15 protein-coding genes and 1 tRNA gene are annotated in these 15,470 nt (G+C 64.1%); 10 read left to right on the plus strand and 6 right to left on the minus strand.

Going from position 1 to position 15,470, the window contains the following annotated elements; genetic code table 11:
- Positions 1-69 precede the first annotated feature (69 nt).
- Positions 70-552 (plus strand): cation:proton antiporter regulatory subunit, encoded by a 483-nt coding sequence (locus tag HNP00_RS13070; RefSeq protein ID WP_059389838.1) that lies wholly within the window; start codon positions 70-72, stop codon positions 550-552.
- A 5-nt stretch (positions 553-557) separates the two neighbouring features.
- Positions 558-1,763, plus strand: a complete 1,206-nt coding sequence (locus tag HNP00_RS13075; RefSeq protein WP_184739734.1) for a cation:proton antiporter — start codon at positions 558-560, stop codon at positions 1,761-1,763.
- Positions 1,764-1,800: 37 nt separating this feature from the next.
- On the opposite strand, the gene HNP00_RS13080 is transcribed toward HNP00_RS13075, so the two are convergent.
- Together HNP00_RS13080 and dcd are read right to left on the minus strand one after the other, a co-directional pair.
- Positions 1,801-2,817, minus strand: coding sequence for an endonuclease domain-containing protein (locus tag HNP00_RS13080; RefSeq protein ID WP_260404955.1), 1,017 nt, complete (start codon positions 2,815-2,817; stop codon positions 1,801-1,803).
- 79 nt (positions 2,818-2,896) lie between these two features.
- The gene (gene dcd, locus HNP00_RS13085; protein WP_184739874.1) at positions 2,897-3,472 is read right to left on the minus strand and encodes a dCTP deaminase; all 576 of its coding nucleotides are present in this window, start codon (positions 3,470-3,472) and stop codon (positions 2,897-2,899) included.
- A gap of 131 nt (positions 3,473-3,603) precedes the next feature.
- Between dcd and HNP00_RS13090 the strand changes: the two genes are divergently transcribed.
- Positions 3,604-5,373, plus strand: coding sequence for a CAP domain-containing protein (locus HNP00_RS13090; protein WP_260404956.1), 1,770 nt, complete (start codon positions 3,604-3,606; stop codon positions 5,371-5,373).
- 4 nt (positions 5,374-5,377) lie between these two features.
- On the opposite strand, the gene HNP00_RS13095 is transcribed toward HNP00_RS13090, so the two are convergent.
- Positions 5,378-5,824: an SRPBCC family protein gene (locus tag HNP00_RS13095; protein ID WP_184739738.1), complete on the minus strand. Its 447-nt coding sequence runs from the start codon at positions 5,822-5,824 to the stop codon at positions 5,378-5,380.
- A 262-nt stretch (positions 5,825-6,086) separates the two neighbouring features.
- On the opposite strand from HNP00_RS13095, the gene HNP00_RS13100 reads away from it, so the two are divergent.
- The 3 genes from HNP00_RS13100 (at position 6,087) to HNP00_RS13105 (ending at position 7,570) form a co-directional block, all read left to right on the plus strand.
- Positions 6,087-6,160 (plus strand) — tRNA-Gly (locus tag HNP00_RS13100).
- Positions 6,161-6,284: 124 nt separating this feature from the next.
- Positions 6,285-6,419 (plus strand): hypothetical protein, encoded by a 135-nt coding sequence (locus HNP00_RS23350; RefSeq protein WP_260404957.1) that lies wholly within the window; start codon positions 6,285-6,287, stop codon positions 6,417-6,419.
- Positions 6,416-7,570, plus strand: a complete 1,155-nt coding sequence (locus HNP00_RS13105) for a N(5)-(carboxyethyl)ornithine synthase (RefSeq protein ID WP_184739739.1) — start codon at positions 6,416-6,418, stop codon at positions 7,568-7,570. Before HNP00_RS23350 ends, HNP00_RS13105 begins: the two co-directional genes overlap by 4 nt.
- Positions 7,571-7,638: 68 nt before the next feature.
- On the opposite strand, the gene HNP00_RS13110 is transcribed toward HNP00_RS13105, so the two are convergent.
- On the minus strand, positions 7,639-9,039 hold the full coding sequence (locus tag HNP00_RS13110) for an MFS transporter (RefSeq protein ID WP_184739741.1): 1,401 nt from the start codon (positions 9,037-9,039) through the stop codon (positions 7,639-7,641).
- A 150-nt stretch (positions 9,040-9,189) separates the two neighbouring features.
- Between HNP00_RS13110 and HNP00_RS13115 the strand changes: the two genes are divergently transcribed.
- A complete protein-coding gene (locus tag HNP00_RS13115) occupies positions 9,190-10,044 on the plus strand; it encodes a LysR substrate-binding domain-containing protein (protein ID WP_184739743.1) in 855 nt (284 codons plus the stop codon).
- On the opposite strand, the gene HNP00_RS13120 is transcribed toward HNP00_RS13115, so the two are convergent.
- The gene (locus tag HNP00_RS13120) at positions 10,028-10,618 is read right to left on the minus strand and encodes a TetR/AcrR family transcriptional regulator (protein WP_184739745.1); all 591 of its coding nucleotides are present in this window, start codon (positions 10,616-10,618) and stop codon (positions 10,028-10,030) included. The genes HNP00_RS13115 and HNP00_RS13120 overlap by 17 nt on opposite strands.
- 98 nt (positions 10,619-10,716) lie before the next feature.
- Here HNP00_RS13120 and HNP00_RS13125 point away from each other — a divergent pair, with 98 nt between their 5' ends.
- The 3 genes from HNP00_RS13125 (at position 10,717) to HNP00_RS13135 (ending at position 12,616) form a co-directional block, all read left to right on the plus strand.
- Entirely contained in the window at positions 10,717-11,061 is a 345-nt protein-coding gene (locus tag HNP00_RS13125; protein ID WP_184739747.1) for a hypothetical protein, read from the plus strand.
- Between the two features lie 55 nt (positions 11,062-11,116).
- The gene (panD, locus tag HNP00_RS13130; protein ID WP_184739749.1) at positions 11,117-11,545 is read left to right on the plus strand and encodes an aspartate 1-decarboxylase; all 429 of its coding nucleotides are present in this window, start codon (positions 11,117-11,119) and stop codon (positions 11,543-11,545) included.
- A 144-nt stretch (positions 11,546-11,689) separates the two neighbouring features.
- Complete coding sequence (locus HNP00_RS13135) at positions 11,690-12,616, plus strand: AEC family transporter (RefSeq protein WP_184739751.1); 927 nt, start codon at positions 11,690-11,692, stop codon at positions 12,614-12,616.
- 3 nt (positions 12,617-12,619) lie between these two features.
- Here HNP00_RS13135 and HNP00_RS13140 read toward each other — a convergent pair whose 3' ends face one another.
- Complete coding sequence (locus HNP00_RS13140) at positions 12,620-15,259, minus strand: trehalase-like domain-containing protein (protein ID WP_184739753.1); 2,640 nt, start codon at positions 15,257-15,259, stop codon at positions 12,620-12,622.
- Positions 15,260-15,470: the final 211 nt, after the last annotated feature.

The following is a 15,470-nucleotide window of genomic DNA, read 5'->3' on the forward strand; positions in this document are numbered from 1 at the left end:
GGATCGCTTCGTTCGGCGGCTGTGAGTGGCGTCATTCCACCGCCCGCTCAAGAGGGCTAGGGTGGACTTATGAACGTGGATGAGACAGAACTTCCAGGCCTTGGGGTCCGCAAGGATTTCATCACGGCCTCGGGACGCCGGATCGGTGTTGTCGAGATGCGGGAGGGTGAGACCGAGCTTTTCGTCTCTACCTGGGACGATCCCGATACCTGCCAGGCGTCCATCCCGTTGACCGCCGACGAAGCAGCCGCCCTGGGCAACCTCTTGGGTGGGCAGCACATCGCCATGCGCCTCGCCGAAGCCCACAAGGAAATCCCCGGCATTGTCACGCGGCAATTCTCCATCACCGCTGACTCCCCTTTTAACAACCAGCCCATGGGCAAAGCCCAGATCCGCACCCGCAGTGGCGTCTCGATCGTGGCGATCATGCGCGAAGGCGAAGTGGTACCCTCACCGGCACCCGACGTCGTCCTTCACACGGGTGATCTGCTGGTGGCTGTCGGTACGCAGGAAGGTCTTGACTCTGCGGCTGCCATTCTGCGCAACGGCTGACGTTCATGGACCCCCTGGCCCTGACCCTTATTGAGCTGGGCGCCGTCGTGTTCTGTCTCGGCCTCTTGGCTCGATTGGCCGGCAGGATCGGCATGTCCCCCATTCCGCTCTATCTGGTGGGGGGCCTGGCCTTCGGGGCAGGTGGACTGGTCAAACTCGATGGCATGCACGAGTTCGCGCATCTTTCCGGCGAAATTGGTGTCATCCTGCTCCTGTTGATGCTCGGATTGGAATACACGGCCGCTGAGCTCGTCACCGGTCTGCGGCGGTCTTGGCAAGCGGGTGTGCTGGACCTGATACTGAACTTCCTTCCCGGCGCGGGTATCGCAGTGTTGCTCGGTTGGGGGCTTGTAAGCGCGATCGTCATGGGCGGTGTCACCTATATTTCGTCCTCGGGCATCGCCGCGAAAGTGATCACGGATCTCGGCCGGATCGGTAACCGCGAAACTCCGGTGGTACTGGCCATCTTGGTGTTCGAAGACCTCACCATGGCCATCTATCTTCCTATCCTTACGGCAATCCTCGCGGGCGTGGGCTTCCTGGGCGGACTCCAGACCGTGGGTATTGCATTGGCCGTGGTCACTCTGGTGCTGGTGGTGGCCCTCAAACACGGCCACCGGGTATCCCAGGCCGTGCACAGCGAAAACTCTGAAGTCTTCCTGCTCAATCTCCTCGGGGCCGCCCTTTTGGTGGCAGGTATCGCGTCCGCCCTCCAAGTCTCTGCGGCAGTGGGCGCGTTCATGCTGGGCATCGCCATTTCGGGGGCAACGGCCCACAACGCGACGCGGATACTCGAACCGCTGCGGGATCTCTTTGCTGCCATCTTCTTCGTGGCGTTCGGCCTCAACACGGATCCGTCCAGCATCCCGCCGGTGCTCGGCTGGGCGCTGCTTCTGGCTTTCGCGACCGCCGTGACCAAGGTGCTGACCGGATTCTGGGCCGCCAAGCGGTCAGGCATCGCCGTACCCGGACGGTTCCGCGCGGGAGCAGCGCTGATAGCCCGCGGAGAGTTCTCCATTGTCATCGCCGGGCTGGCCGTAACCTCGGGAGCAGTCCCGCGCGATCTCGCAGCCCTTGCCACGGCGTATGTGCTGCTCATGGCCATCGTCGGACCGCTCGCAGCCCGGTTCGTGGAGCCTACGGTCAAGGCTTTCCGCCGGTCTCCGCGCAAGCCGAAGGCATCCGAGCCTGTTGCTTCCTTCGAGACGTGAGATCTCGGGCCTTTGACGAGTCCAAAGGCCCGAGATCTCACGCCTCGGCACGCCATCCCGCCCGGATCAGTGCATGCCGCACGCGATGTACGACGCCGTCGAACCCTCGCGCCCTCACGTGCCGCGCCGTGATGGTCACCGAAGTCCAGCCGATGGCGGTGATCGATTCGTCACGGCGGATGTCGGAGTCCTTTTGTTCAGCGGTCAGGTGATGGCCGCCGTCATAGTTGACCGCAACTTCGTAGCGGGGAAACGCCAAGTCCGGCCACGCAAGCTCCCTGCCGGCCGCATCGCACACAACAAATCGCAACCGAGGTTCCGGCAATCCCTGCCTTCCGATCGCCAGGCGCAGCTTGGTTTCCGGCACGGAGTCGACACCAACCCGGGCAAGGCCAAGTGCCAACCGAGCATTCCTGATTCCGCGAATTCGGGCGTTCGATTCCACTTGCCTACCTAAATCCCCAAGCGAACACAGCGCCGTGCGGTTGTGGCCAAAACTGCGCGACTGGCTGCAGATGAAATAGTCGGCCGCAGCCACGAGATCATCTAGCGGAAGCAGCGAAGCCAAGTCCAGCCAGGTCCGGGCGGGACTTGTCAGCGGGACCCCCGCGACAACACATCGGTCCGCAGGATCCAACGCCGCCCGGTGCCCCGAAACCCCCTTGCGAACTGGCCGGTTACCGCCATCCCACCGCAGCAAATGCACTAACGGCTGGCGCTCGAGATCAAACGGAAGGGGACAGCGCCACAGGACCGCCGCCGTCGGGCCGCAACACACGGTCCCGGGCGAAATCCCGGTCAGCAATCGCGCAGTGTGTGCGAGCTGCTGGGTTGCTCCCCACGGAACGCGGACTCCACGGCTCGCCACGCGAAGATCCTTGTTCCACGCCCGGCCATCCCGAAGTCCCGCCGCACGTTGCTCGGAAAGGGTGAACGAGCGGCCCCTGAGGGCGTCGGGAAGCGGGTTGGAATTGCGCACCACCCATTTTTGGCACAGCGACGCCCCGCCCATTGAGTTATCCACAGTGGGGAGGGACAGTGACGCCTCTCGCATGCAACGAGGCGTGAGATCTCGCCCGTTTCGCGCGCTCAAAGGGTCGAGATCTCACCTCTCGAGGCAAGCAAACAAAAAGCTAGATCGACGTCCTGTGGAAGTTCAGGTGGCTGCGGCTCGCCGTGGGGCCGCGCTGGCCTTGGTAGCGGTTGCCGTATCCGCCGGAGCCATAGGGGTGCTCGGCGGCCGAAGAGAGACGGAAGAAGCACAGCTGGCCGATTTTCATGCCCGGCCACAGCTTGATGGGCAGCGTGGCGACGTTGGACAACTCCAACGTCACGTGGCCGGAGAACCCAGGGTCGATGAAGCCGGCCGTGGAGTGGGTCAGCAAACCGAGGCGTCCCAGGGAAGACTTGCCCTCCAGCCGCGCGGCGACGTCGTCCGGCAGGCTCACGGTCTCATACGTCGAACCGAGCACGAACTCGCCCGGGTGCAGAATGAAAGGCTCGTCGCCGTCGACCTCAACCAGGCGGGTTAGCTCAGGTTGCTCCTCGGAGGGGTCGATGTGCGCATATTTGTGGTTGTCGAACAGCCTGAAGAAGCGGTCAATCCTCACATCCACGGAGGATGGCTGAACCATCGCGGGGTCGTAGGGCTCCAGGACAATACGTCGGGAGTCGATTTCGGCACGTATGTCGCGGTCAGAGATCAGCACACGATCAAAAATACCGCATGCGCCAAAGACCGTGGTGCGGGAGTGGCGGATGGGACTATAGTGCACCACATAGACTACCGTTACCGCTGTTGTGTTTGGGAACGGTGGCACGACGCGAATCTGGGGAAACATTGAGACGAATTGCGGTGCCCGTTGCCGTGTTGGCGGCCTGCCTTCTCGCGCTGATGGCCCCTGCCTCCGGCCCGCTGGCCGTTCCGCTTCCGCTCGCGGGAACGGCGCCTTCGGCTGCGCCTTTGAGCTCAAGCTCCACCCTGCGCACTGAAACTACGACGACGGCGTCCGCTCCGCCGTCGGGATCCAGCCTTCCGCAGGCCAAACCTGCGCCGGAGTCACCGGTGGCAACCCCAGCCGCTCCAGCTGCTCGCAACGAAGCCAGCACCGCCTCCCCCCAAGACGTGGCGACCTCGCCCGCTAACCCCAGCACCGCCGTCGGGCCCGGTGATCGCACATCGCCCCAAGCAGTGGACGGACCGCCCCCGGTGCCCACCATCCCGCCGGCATCCGGCCCCGATCCGCTCCCCGGCGGCTCGGCGGATGCCCCGCCGCCGGTGGCCGCTCCGATACCGAAGAAGAATTCCCCGGCAGCCGTCCCGATGGTTTCAGCCCAGGCACTGGTCAATGATGACAACTCCGCCCAAGTGCTGGCCGTCTTCAACGCCATCAACAGCTACCGGACCTCGCTCGGCTTGAATCCGGTAAAGTACAACCCCACGGTGGCGTCACTCTCGCAGGATTGGTCGAACAACATCGCCAGCCGCCAAGTGATCGAACACCGCAGCAACTTCTGGACCGATCCCAGGGCCCTGAATCCCAACAACGGCGCAGGCGAGGTCATCGCGGTCCGCTGGGATCGGAACGCCGCGCAACTCGTCGAATGGTGGAAAAGCTCGCCCGCCCACGATGCTTTGTTGCGTGATCCCAGATTCAACGTGATTGGCGTCGGAATTACCTTCACGGATGGCAACTGGCTGACCACTCCCACTAGCTACACGATGTGGGGTGTGGTCAATCTCTTCGGCTATACGACTCTCCCGGCCGGCACCGTCAACAGCCCTGGCGCGGGCACGGCCATGCCCCAGCCACCGGCCCCGAGCGTCTGCGACCCCATCGCCAAGCACCAGCCGCCCACGCTGGACCTGAGCGCGGCGGCCATCCGCAGCACCGGTGACCTGGTCGCCGTCGACCCCTCCGGAGTGCTCAAGGACTATCCGGCACTTGGCAACGGCACGTTCGGTCCGGCGCGAACCGTCGGGTCCGGCTTCTCGGGGTCGAAAGAAGTCATGACGACGGATTGGGACCGCGATGGCGTGATCGATGTCCTGGTCCAAATGCTGGACGGCAGGCTCGTGATCTACCCCGGCGTGGCGAGCGGTGGATTCAAGGCGCCGGTGTTGCTGGGCTCATCGGGTTGGCAGGCTGTGACCATGACGGTGGGGACGTGGTGTGGCAACAACCGGCTTCCGCAGATCCTCGCCACTGATTCCAGCGGTGCGCTTTACCTGTACCGGAACCTGGGGCTCACTGCATTGCTCGGACGAACCCAGATAGGCTCGGGAGTCTCCGCAGTCCGCCTCAGCATGGTGGACTACGACGCCGACGGCTTCCAGGACTTGCTGGCTGTGGAAGCAAACGGGGACCTGCGGCTCTACCGTGGCTCCGGGCTCACGACGCCGAAGTCTGAGGCCCGGCTGGTAGTGGGTACCGGCTGGACGGACTACTCCGGATTGCGTTCACTCCGGGGCGTCACGGGCCTCAACTCCACCGGCGTCGCAGGCCTGCTGGGCAACGGAACGGTTGAATACTGGGACCTGACTGGCGGACGCCTCACGACGCCGGGCACTCCGGTCACTGGTTTGGGCGGCCTCAAGCTGGCGCAGTAGTTCATTACGCCTTTGGCGTCCGCTCCTCGATGACCGCCTTGAGCTGCTCCAACTGGACCACTTCGTCCTCCATGGTCTTCTGGATCATGCTGTTCATGAGTTTCTGCAAACCCTTGGGATGCAACTCCAGAGCAAACCGCAGGCGGGTGTTGGGGCCCTCGGTGCTGAGATAGTAGCCACCGGTGGGGCGTGCAGGACCGGCGACGACGGCGAAACGCACTTCAGCGCCGGGCCGGGCCTCGGTGATCTGAAAGTCAGCCGCAACCGGCCGCCCGCCAGGGCCTGTCAAGGTCTGCTGGTAGACGGCGCCCTTTTCGCCGGCGTGTCCGGAACGGAGGGAAATGCTGCGGATTCCGTTGCGCCACAGGGGATTGTTCAAGCCGTCCACGAGGAATTGGTAAACCGTCATGGCGTCGCGGCCAATGAGTACTTCATGCTCTGCAAATGCCACGGAATCCTCTTTCGGCGTATGGCTCATAGGCATAGCCGGGTTCCCCATGACACAGCAGCTAACTGCTACAGAATAGTCAGGCGTGGCTCAGGGCAACACACCCGCGTCGCGCCTTAACCGAATCTTTACGAGCGCCGCACCAAACTTGATGCGACCGTGATACCTGGGAAGCGAACGGCACCACCCGCCGGTGAGTCTGTGTCCGGATCACCGCGGCATTTACGCTAAGCTGGGATCTGCTCCGGCTGCATTGCCGGGCATTGCGGGCGTAGCTCAATGGTAGAGCGCTAGCTTCCCAAGCTCGATACGCGGGTTCGATTCCCGTCGCCCGCTCCATTTTCCTCTTCCAGGCCGTCCTTGTCCGGGCACCTCGGTTGCCCCTCGGATATACGGGCCCCAACCCTGAAGGGTGTATCGTCGGGAGCTAGGAGCCATTTCGGCTCTGCTCTAGGGAGCGATCATGGCCGACAAATCACCGCGCCAAGCTGCATCGAAAAAGTCCGGCAAATCCATCAAAGAAAAGCGCGCGGACAAACGGGCTGCAGAGTCCTCCGCAACCGCCGCAATAAAGCCGGCAACCGGCAACAAAAAATGAGCGGCCATATAGGCGCCATGACCCTCGGCATCCTGTCGTCCTCGCGGAAGCCGGACGAGCGCCGGCTGCCTGTCCATCCCCTGCACCTGGAGCGCATTGCTCCGGAACTCCGGCAACACATCCGGCTGGAGCGCGGCTACGGCGAGCGCTTCGGCTTTTCGGACAGCCAACTGGAGCCGCTGGTCGGCGGCATGGCAAGCCATGAAGGACTGATCTCGAATTCGGATGTCATTCTCCTGCCAAAACCCCAGCCGGAAGACCTGGCCGACCTCCGCGACGGGCAGGTCCTCTGGGGCTGGCCGCATTGCGTCCAGGACAGGGCCATCACCCAGCTCGCCATCGACAAGAAGCTGACCTTAATCGCCTTCGAGGCGATGAATCACTGGGCGAGCGACGGCGGCTTCGGGCTTCACGTCTTCCATAAGAACAACGAACTTGCAGGCTACTGTTCCGTCCTCCACGCTCTTGCCCTGACGGGCTCGACGGGTGACTACGGGAGGCGGCTGAGCGCCGTCGTGATTGGCTTCGGAGCCACAGCGCGTGGCGCGGTCACCGCCCTGAACGCCCACGGCATTCATGATGTCCAGGTGCTGACCAACCGCGGTGTAGCGGCGGTCGGCTCCCCCATCCACTCGGTGCGGATAGTGCAGTTCGACCACGATCAGAACGCCCCGTTCCTGAGCGAGGTCATTACCGATCGTGGCCGCCTGCCGTTGGCGCCGTTCCTCGCCGCGAGCGACATCGTGGTCAACTGCACGCTACAGGACCCGAACTCGCCGCTGACATACCTGCGGACCGAGGACCTTGACGCGTTCCAGCCGGGAAGCTTGATTGTGGACGTCTCTTGCGACGAAGGCATGGGCTTCAGTTGGGCGCGCACCACCACGTTCGCCGAGCCCATGTTCACCGTGGGCGACCACATCAACTACTACGCTGTGGACCACAGCCCGTCCTACCTGTGGAACTCGTCCAGCTGGGAGATCAGCGAAGCACTCCTGCCGTTCCTCGAGACCGTCATTTCGGGCCCCGAGGCCTGGGCCGCCAACGAAACGATCTCCCGAGCCATCGAAATCCGGGACGGTGTCATCCGCAACCCGGACGTGCTCCAGTTCCAAGGGCGCGCGGCGGACTATCCGCATCTTGCGGCGTAGACCGACCGTGCGGTGAGACGCGGGCTGGGCCGGGCGCCTAGGCAGGCGCCCGGCTCAGCCAACAGGCGCTAGGCCGACTGTGCGACGATCCGCACCATCCGGCGTCGGTCCCGGACGTCCACTTTGAGCCGCAGGGCGGACTTCCGGGCGAGCACGACGGCGACCGTCGCCGCCGCGAGCGCAGGCACCCCTCCGGACACCAGGACCGCTATGTGCGGATTGAGGTGCTCGGCGAGCCAGCCCATCATGGGTCCACCGATGGCTTGGCCCCCGATGAGCACCATGATGTAGAGGCTCATGACCCGGCCGCGGATGCTCATGTTCGCACTGACTTGGACCAATTGGTTGGCGGCGGTCAGGAACATGAGGCACCAGAACCCGGACAGGACCATGGCGGCGGCGAACCAGACCATGGACGGCGCCATCGCAGCCAGGCACAGCATGAGGCCGTACATCCCTGCGCACAGCACCACTGAGCGCAGCCGCAATTGGCGGCGGCGGGCCGAAGTGATTGCTCCCGCCAGCGCACCAAGGGCAACCATGGCGTTGAGCAAGCCGTAGCCGCCGGCGCCGGCGTGGTAGATGTGGTCTGCGAACGCGGCGAGGAGCACGGGCAAGCTCATCGCGAAGACCGCTACGAAGCCCGCCATAAGCCACGGCCAGTAGATGGTGGGCTTGCTGAGGGCGTAGCGCAGGCCCTCTTGCAGCATTCCCTTGCGTTTTGGCACGGGCGTGCTGACATGAAGTTCATTCTTGCGGAGCATCAAAAGCATGGTGACCGTGGAACAGCATGCGACCGCATTCGCCGCGAAGGCCCAGCCTGCGCCGACCGCTGTCAGCAGCACGCCGGCCAGGGCGGGACCAATCAGGCCTCCCAGTTGGAACGTGGTGGAGTTGACGCTAATAGCGTTGCGCAGGTATTTCGGTCCCACGAGTTCGTTGACGAAGACCTGCCGGGCGGGCTGGTCGAGGACAGTCACAAGGCCCAGGACAAACGCGATCACGTAGACGTGCCACACCTCAATGCGGTGGCTCAGCGCCAAGACGGCAAGGATGGCCGCGAGGCCGGCCGCCACGCTTTGACACAGGATCAAGATGCGCCGTTTGGGGAAGCGGTCTGCCATCATGCCGCCCCACGGGCCTAGGAACAGCGACGGCATGAACTGCAGGGCAACGGTTATTCCGACGGCGGTCACGGAGCCGGAGAGCTGGAGCACCAACCAGTCCTGCGCGATGCGCTGCATCCAGAGTGCGATCACGGCCACGAAATGACCAATGGCGAAGATCCTGAAGTTGGGTACTTTGAGGGAAATGAAAGTGTGCCGCCAAGGCAGGCGTTCGCTCACGACGGCGATTGGCTGGGTGACTGTGTCCGAATAGTCAGCGGCGCCTGAATTTCGGCCGCTTGCGACGAGTGAATCGATGGAGGGTTGGCTGACGTGTGCCGCTGAGGGCGGTGGGGGTGCCAAAGGGAGTCCTTGGATAGACGTTTCGCTGGGATGCACTTAACGCTAGGGTGGGCAGCTGCAATTATGGAAGCGAATTGGCTGTATAACTAGCATTGCGAAATGCAATAGACTGCCATGAGCGACGATAAACGTACCAATTCAAGGAGCCCCGTGTTCGAACCCGTGCAGCTGCGGTCCTTCTTGGCCGTCGCCGAGACCCTGAGTTTCACCAAGGCCGCCGAGCGCCTCGGCCTGGCCCAGCCCACGGTGAGCCAGCACGTGAGAAAGCTGGAAACGGCGGCAAAGCGGGCGCTCGTGGCGCGTGACACCAGGGATGTGAGACTCACGGACAATGGCGACGCCATGGCGGGTTTTGCCCGGAACATCCTGGCCGCCCACGATTCCGCAGCGAGATATTTCTCCGGTTCCGCCATGCGCGGCCGCCTGCGGTTCGGAACCGCAGACGATCTTGCCATTACGGGCCTTCCGCGAATCCTTCGCGAATTCCGGCAACTGTATCCCCAGATCAACCTCGAACTCACGGTCAGCCAGAGCGACCAGCTTTACAAACGCCTCAACGCCGGCCAACTGGACCTGGTGTTCGTGAAGTGGGTGGGCGAGGCCAAGGACGGCACCGTGGTCCGGCATGACAACTTTGCCTGGGTTGGCGTCGAACAGACCGTGTTGGACCCTTCAAGCCCCGTACCGCTGATCTGCTACCCAGCACCGAGCGTCAGCCGCAAACTGGCCATCGATGCCCTCGAGGCCATGGGCAGGACATGGCGGGTCACCTGCTCCACGAAGCAGATCGCGGGCGTCCTCGCAGCGGTACGCGCCGGCATCGGCGTCGCGGTCATGCCGTCGTCGCTGGTTCCCGAGGACCTCACGGTGATCACCCGGCGCTTCGGCCTCCCGCCCGTGGGCGACGTCGACTTCACCCTCATCCGCAACCCGCTCGCGAACGCAGAGGTAGTGGATGCGCTCACCCAGGCGATTATCGGCAGGACACTCAACAAGCAGACGTAGCTAGCGCCCGCGCGGACAAGAGGGCAGTCTGGACTATCGCCTTCCGACGGCGCTCCACCCTGCTTGCCCCCTTGCCGGCCATGAGGCCGTCCAGCTCGGGCAATACCGGCCACGCGTCGCAGAGCGCAATGATGGTGAGCATCAGATCCGCAGCGTCTTCCCTGGACGTGCCCGGCATGGCTCGGATGACGGCATCAACCTTATTCCTGCAGTTCGCGGCCCGGTCCGGCCGGTTCACCACGTAGTCGCCCCGCTCCAACCCCTCCCAAAACAGCAGCCTCGGCAAGGTGGCATCTTGATGATGGTGGTCGAACAGGCGTCCGGCATAGTCGGCCAAGGCCTCGGGACCACTGCCCTCGACGCGGACTTCGTCCACCACCTTGCTGAGCTGGGACGCGATCACGGTATCGAAGAGAAGGTCCTTCTTGCCGAAGTACTGATAGATGCGCTCTTTGTTGACTCCGGCCGCGGCGGCGATGCGGTCCACCCTGGCGCCGGCGAGTCCGAACTGACAGAACTCGGCAGTGGCCGCCTCAAGGAGGAGTCGCTTGGTCCGCTCGATATCCCATGCCATATGCCCATCTTAACAGATTCCAACCAAGTAGTTGCAGTTTTCGTAAGTGGCGTCTAGTCTGAACTCACCCGAAAGCAACTAATTAGTTGGAGAACTTCATGAGCACCCAGACACCACTTACTGCACCCGCGGACAGCGCCGCGCCAGCGCCGGTTTCCGCGCCTGTTTCCACGGCGCCAGCACCGTCCGTGCACCCGCCGTCCGTGCATATGCCCTCCATACACACCCGCGCAGTGATCACTTGGCTGGCTATCTTCCCGCTCGTCGCGATCGGCATGACGATTCTCGCTCCGCTCACGGAGTCATGGCACCCCGCGCTGCGCGCCCTCGTCCTGACGCTCGCCGTGGTTCCTACCGCCGTGTACTTGGTTGTTCCCAAACTGCTCGCTGGCTACGGTTCCCTGAAGAGGCGGCAGGCAACGAAGGCCGCTGCCAGGGCCTAGCCTGTGTCAGGCATCACCCGGCGATCAAGCGGCCACGCGCTAAACTTGTCACGTTATGAACCGCACAATGTTTAAGTCCAAGATTCACCGCGCCACGGTGACCCATGCCGACCTGCACTATGTCGGTTCAGTGACGGTCGACCTGGACCTGCTGGATGCTGCGGACATTCTGCCCGGCGAGCTCGTCTCCATTGTTGACGTGACCAATGGTGCACGCCTGGAGACGTACACCATCGCCGGCGAGCGCGGCTCCGGCGTCATCGGCATCAACGGCGCCGCAGCGCACTTGGTGCACGTGGGCGACGTCGTCATCCTCATCACCTATGCGGAGATGACCACCGAAGAGGCCAAGGCCTATCAGCCCAAGGTGGTCCACGTGGACAGGTCCAACAAGATCGTCCAGCTCGGCAGCGATCCCGCTGAGGGCCTCACTCCCGGGCTTATGCGCCCGCCTCACGCCCTCAACAACGCCGACCTGAACTAGTCTCCTCTTCCCCAGCGGTGCGCCCCTTGACGCTGTCCACATGGCGGAACATCCCGCCGTCGGGCCTTACAGCCGAATAAAGCTGATTTAGGCTGGGACTGTGAACCCACGCCGTCCCGTGCCCTTCCCCTCCCGGATGCCATAGTGCTGGGCGTCCTTTCCGGGTTCTTCGTGGTGTGGGCCATCATCCTGGTGGGCATGTTCGTCGGCAAGCGTGGGATCCTGGGCGACAATGCGCGTCCAGTTCTCAGCGGACTGACTTTCTTCGTCGCAAGCCCTGCGCTGCTCTTTGAAACCTTGGGCAAGGCCCATCTTCACGACATCTTCGCTGCGCCACTCCTGGTCACGGCCGTGGGCGCGATAGCTACAGGCACCCTGTTCTTCGTCATCGTAAAGTTCTGGCTCAAACGTTCCTTGCCCGAATCCCTCATGTCCTCCATGAGCGCCTCACTGGCCAACTCCGCGAACCTCGGCATCCCCATCGCAGTATTCGTCCTGGGCGACGCCAGCTACGTGGCACCCCTGCTGATCTTCCAGCTCGCGTTCTTCACGCCCATGTACCTGATGGCACTCGATGCCAGCACCAGCAGCCACCGCACCACTCCCCTGCGGTTCGTCTTGATGATCGTGCGGAACCCGATGATCGTGGGATCGGCCTTCGGCCTGGTGGTGGCTGGCACGGGCTGGCAAGTGCCCTCGCTCATCATGGAGCCGATCCATCTGATCGGCGGCGCCGCCATTCCCGCGATGCTGATGGCGTTCGGCATGAGCTTGAACGGCTCGCGCCCCCTGCAAAAGGACATGGGCCGCCGCCTGGACACCGTGCTGGCCAGCGGCTTCAAGCTATTCGTCCACCCCACGATGGCGTACCTGTTCGCCCGCTTCGCGCTGGGCCTGGACGGTCACGCGCTGTTCGCCGTGGTGGTAACTTCGGCGCTGCCCACGGCACAGAACGTGTTCGTGGCTGCGAGCCGCTACAACACGGGAATCACCGTCGCCAAAGACACCGTCCTGGTCACCACGGTGGTGGCCGTCCCCGCGATGATCGCAGTGGCCCTCCTGCTCACCTAAGGCCTACTCTTCATCCACCGAGTCAAGGTACCTGTCCAGCAGCTGTGCGCAGCGGATGAAGCCCAAGTGCGAATAGGCCTGGGGGTGGTTGCCCAGGTGGGTCTCCGTGCCGGGGTCGAACTCCTCGGGAAGCAGCCCGGTCGGACCGAAGAGCGCCACGAGTTGGTTGAACAATTCCAGTGCATCGTCCAGCCGGCCCACGGCAAGGTAGGCCTCGATGAGCCAGGTGGTGCAGATGTGGAACCCGCCCTCCAAACCCGGCAGGCCGTCGTCGTACCTGTACCGAAACACGGTGGGACCCACCCGCAGTTCCCGTTCGACGGCGGTGACGGTGTCCAGGAAGCGCTGGTCGCGGACATCCAGCAGGCCCGAGAGTCCGATGTGCAGCACCGCGGCGTCGAGGTCCGGGCTGTCGTAGGCCACGGTGTAGGAAGTCGCGGAATCATCCCAGCCCTCGCGGAGGACTTCCGCGCGGATGATGTTGGCCGTTTCCTCCCACTCGGCGCCAATAGGGCGCCGGAACCGGACCGCCGTGTGCATTGCCCGGTCCAGGGTCACCCAGCACATCACCTTGGTGTAGATGTGATGCCGCGGCGCCCGCCGCGCTTCCCAGATGCCGTGGTCAGGTTCGTGCCACCGGGCCAAGACGGCAGAGGCCATCTGCTCCATGAGCTTCCAGTGTTCGTCCGGCAGGGTGCCGCGCCGCTTGCTGAGGGTCTGGATGAGCTCAGCGATCGGCCCGAAGACGTCCAGTTGCACTTGGTGGTCCGCGGCGTTTCCGATCCGCACCGGCCGCGAACCAGCGTAACCGGGCAGGCTTTCGATGATGGCTTCCGTGGACAGCGGGGCACCAGTCACGGAGTACAGGGGGTGCAGCCATTCCGGCCCGGGCGCGTTCTCGAGGATGCGGCCCAGCCAGCTCAGGAAACCGTCCGCCTCCTCGGTGGAGCCGAGGTCTACCAGGGCGTTGACGGTCATAGACCCGTCGCGGAGCCAGCAGTAGCGGTAGTCCCAGTTGCGGGTGCCGCCGATCCCTTCGGGCAGCGAGGTGGTCGGCGCCGCGAGGACGGCCCCGGTTGGCTCATGAACCAGCGCCTTCAGGACCAGGGCCGAGCGCCGCACCAGCGACGGTTTCATGTCGGGCAGTTCCAGCCCCCGGACCCACTGCCGGGATTGCTGCGCGACGGCGGCCCGCCGGGCGAGCTCTCCGGCGGGGTCCGGCGTCGTCGGCTCAGTGTCCCCGCACCTCAGGTTCATGACCACGGGACCGTACGCGAGGCTGACTTCCGCGGTTGCGGTGCCATGCTTGCCGTCGCTCGTGACTGTGAAGGACACTCCGGGCGCGAAGAGAATGATGGGGTCCGAGGTGCCCACGACGTGCAGTTCCTCGCCCCGGATTTCCATGTTGAACGGGGCGTTGGCGTAGTCCGGCCGCGGTGCGAAAACAATCCGCGCAATGCCTGTTCCGGACAGGACGCGGACCAGGCTGGTGATACCGTCCGGTGCAGGCTCGAGGTAGTCGGTGACTGTGACGTCCGCCCAGCGGGTCTCGACGATCATGGTGTTGTCCACGTAGCGCTGGCCTAGGACCTTCGAGGTCTTGACGGGTTCCACGCTGAAGTGGCCGGCCGGGTCGCCACCGAGGATGTGGGCAAACAAGGAGCCGGAATCCGGGAGGGGATGGCTCATCCAGCAAATCTTGGCTTCGGGGGTGAGCAGCGCAGTCGAGGTCCCGTTACCGATCATCGAATGCCGCTCCAGCCCCACTGCGTCCTCGCCGAACAGCCACGCCCGCCGCAGCTCGAACAGGATGGCAAGCACCTTGGCGAAGGATTCCGGGTCCGGCAGACGGTGGCGCGCTGACGTTTCTCCGTCTCCGACGTGCAGGCCAAGATCCGGGCCACGCAAGGTGGCAATGGCGAGTTCGTCACTGTCGGCGTCGCCGGCGAACAAGGCTGCGCTGGCACCCAGTTGGGTGCGCAGATGCTCAAGCGCGGCGTCCTTGGACGGTTCCACGATGGATAAGTCCAACACGGATCCGTCCACGATGAAGAACAGGCCCAGCTCGCGGGCTATCTGGTGCGCCTCGCGGGTTACCCGCGCGACCACGGCGGGGGTGGCCGGCCTTGTATGGATCCCGACAGCGACGGGCTTGCGCTCGATGCTGATGCCCTTTTCGAAGCCGACGGACTCGTTGAGGGCGGTGGCTGCCTGCTGAAGGACAGCCTCCGTGGCCATGGAGATGCTGTACGCGTAGGTCATGTCGAACTCGGCGCCGTGCGAACCCACCAGATGGACCTCCGCCGGGAGCCTCGACACTGCGGCCAAGTCTCGCAGCGACCGCCCGGAGATAACCGCCGTGTGCGTGTTCGGCAAAGCGGCCAAGGCCCGGAGCGCGACGGCGGCACTCCCCAACGGAAGCGTCTCCGTGGACACGCCTTCAGCGGCGCAGAGGGTTCCACCGTAGTTGCAGGCCACCAGGAGCCCCGGCGTGCGGGCCAGCATCCTCAGCTCGGCCAACAGGTCCGGGGTGATGCCGTCGTGGGCGGCCTCGGATTGGACGAAGGTCCGCAGGAGGCCGAGCGGAAGCGACTTTGTCAGCAGCGCCGAATCGGCCACGGACTGGTTGAGCGGAGTAGCCATGGAGACGATCCTTCCGGGGTGGATTCGTCCAGTTTCCGCCCCGGGAGTTTCGCCCCCATGACCCGCGCATTGCCGGGGTGTAACGAGTTTGCTTTGGTTGGCGAGGCACACCCCGGCCCCGCGTCACGCCACGCAGGTTTTCGCTCGTCAGCCGAGGTGCGCTCCGCGCTATTCCGCGGCAGGCCGGCGTCGGGCGCTTCAAAAGTTTGCT

Origin of the sequence: Arthrobacter sp. AZCC_0090 (genome assembly GCF_014207375.1) — a bacterium.
Taxonomy (GTDB): domain Bacteria; phylum Actinomycetota; class Actinomycetes; order Actinomycetales; family Micrococcaceae; genus Arthrobacter.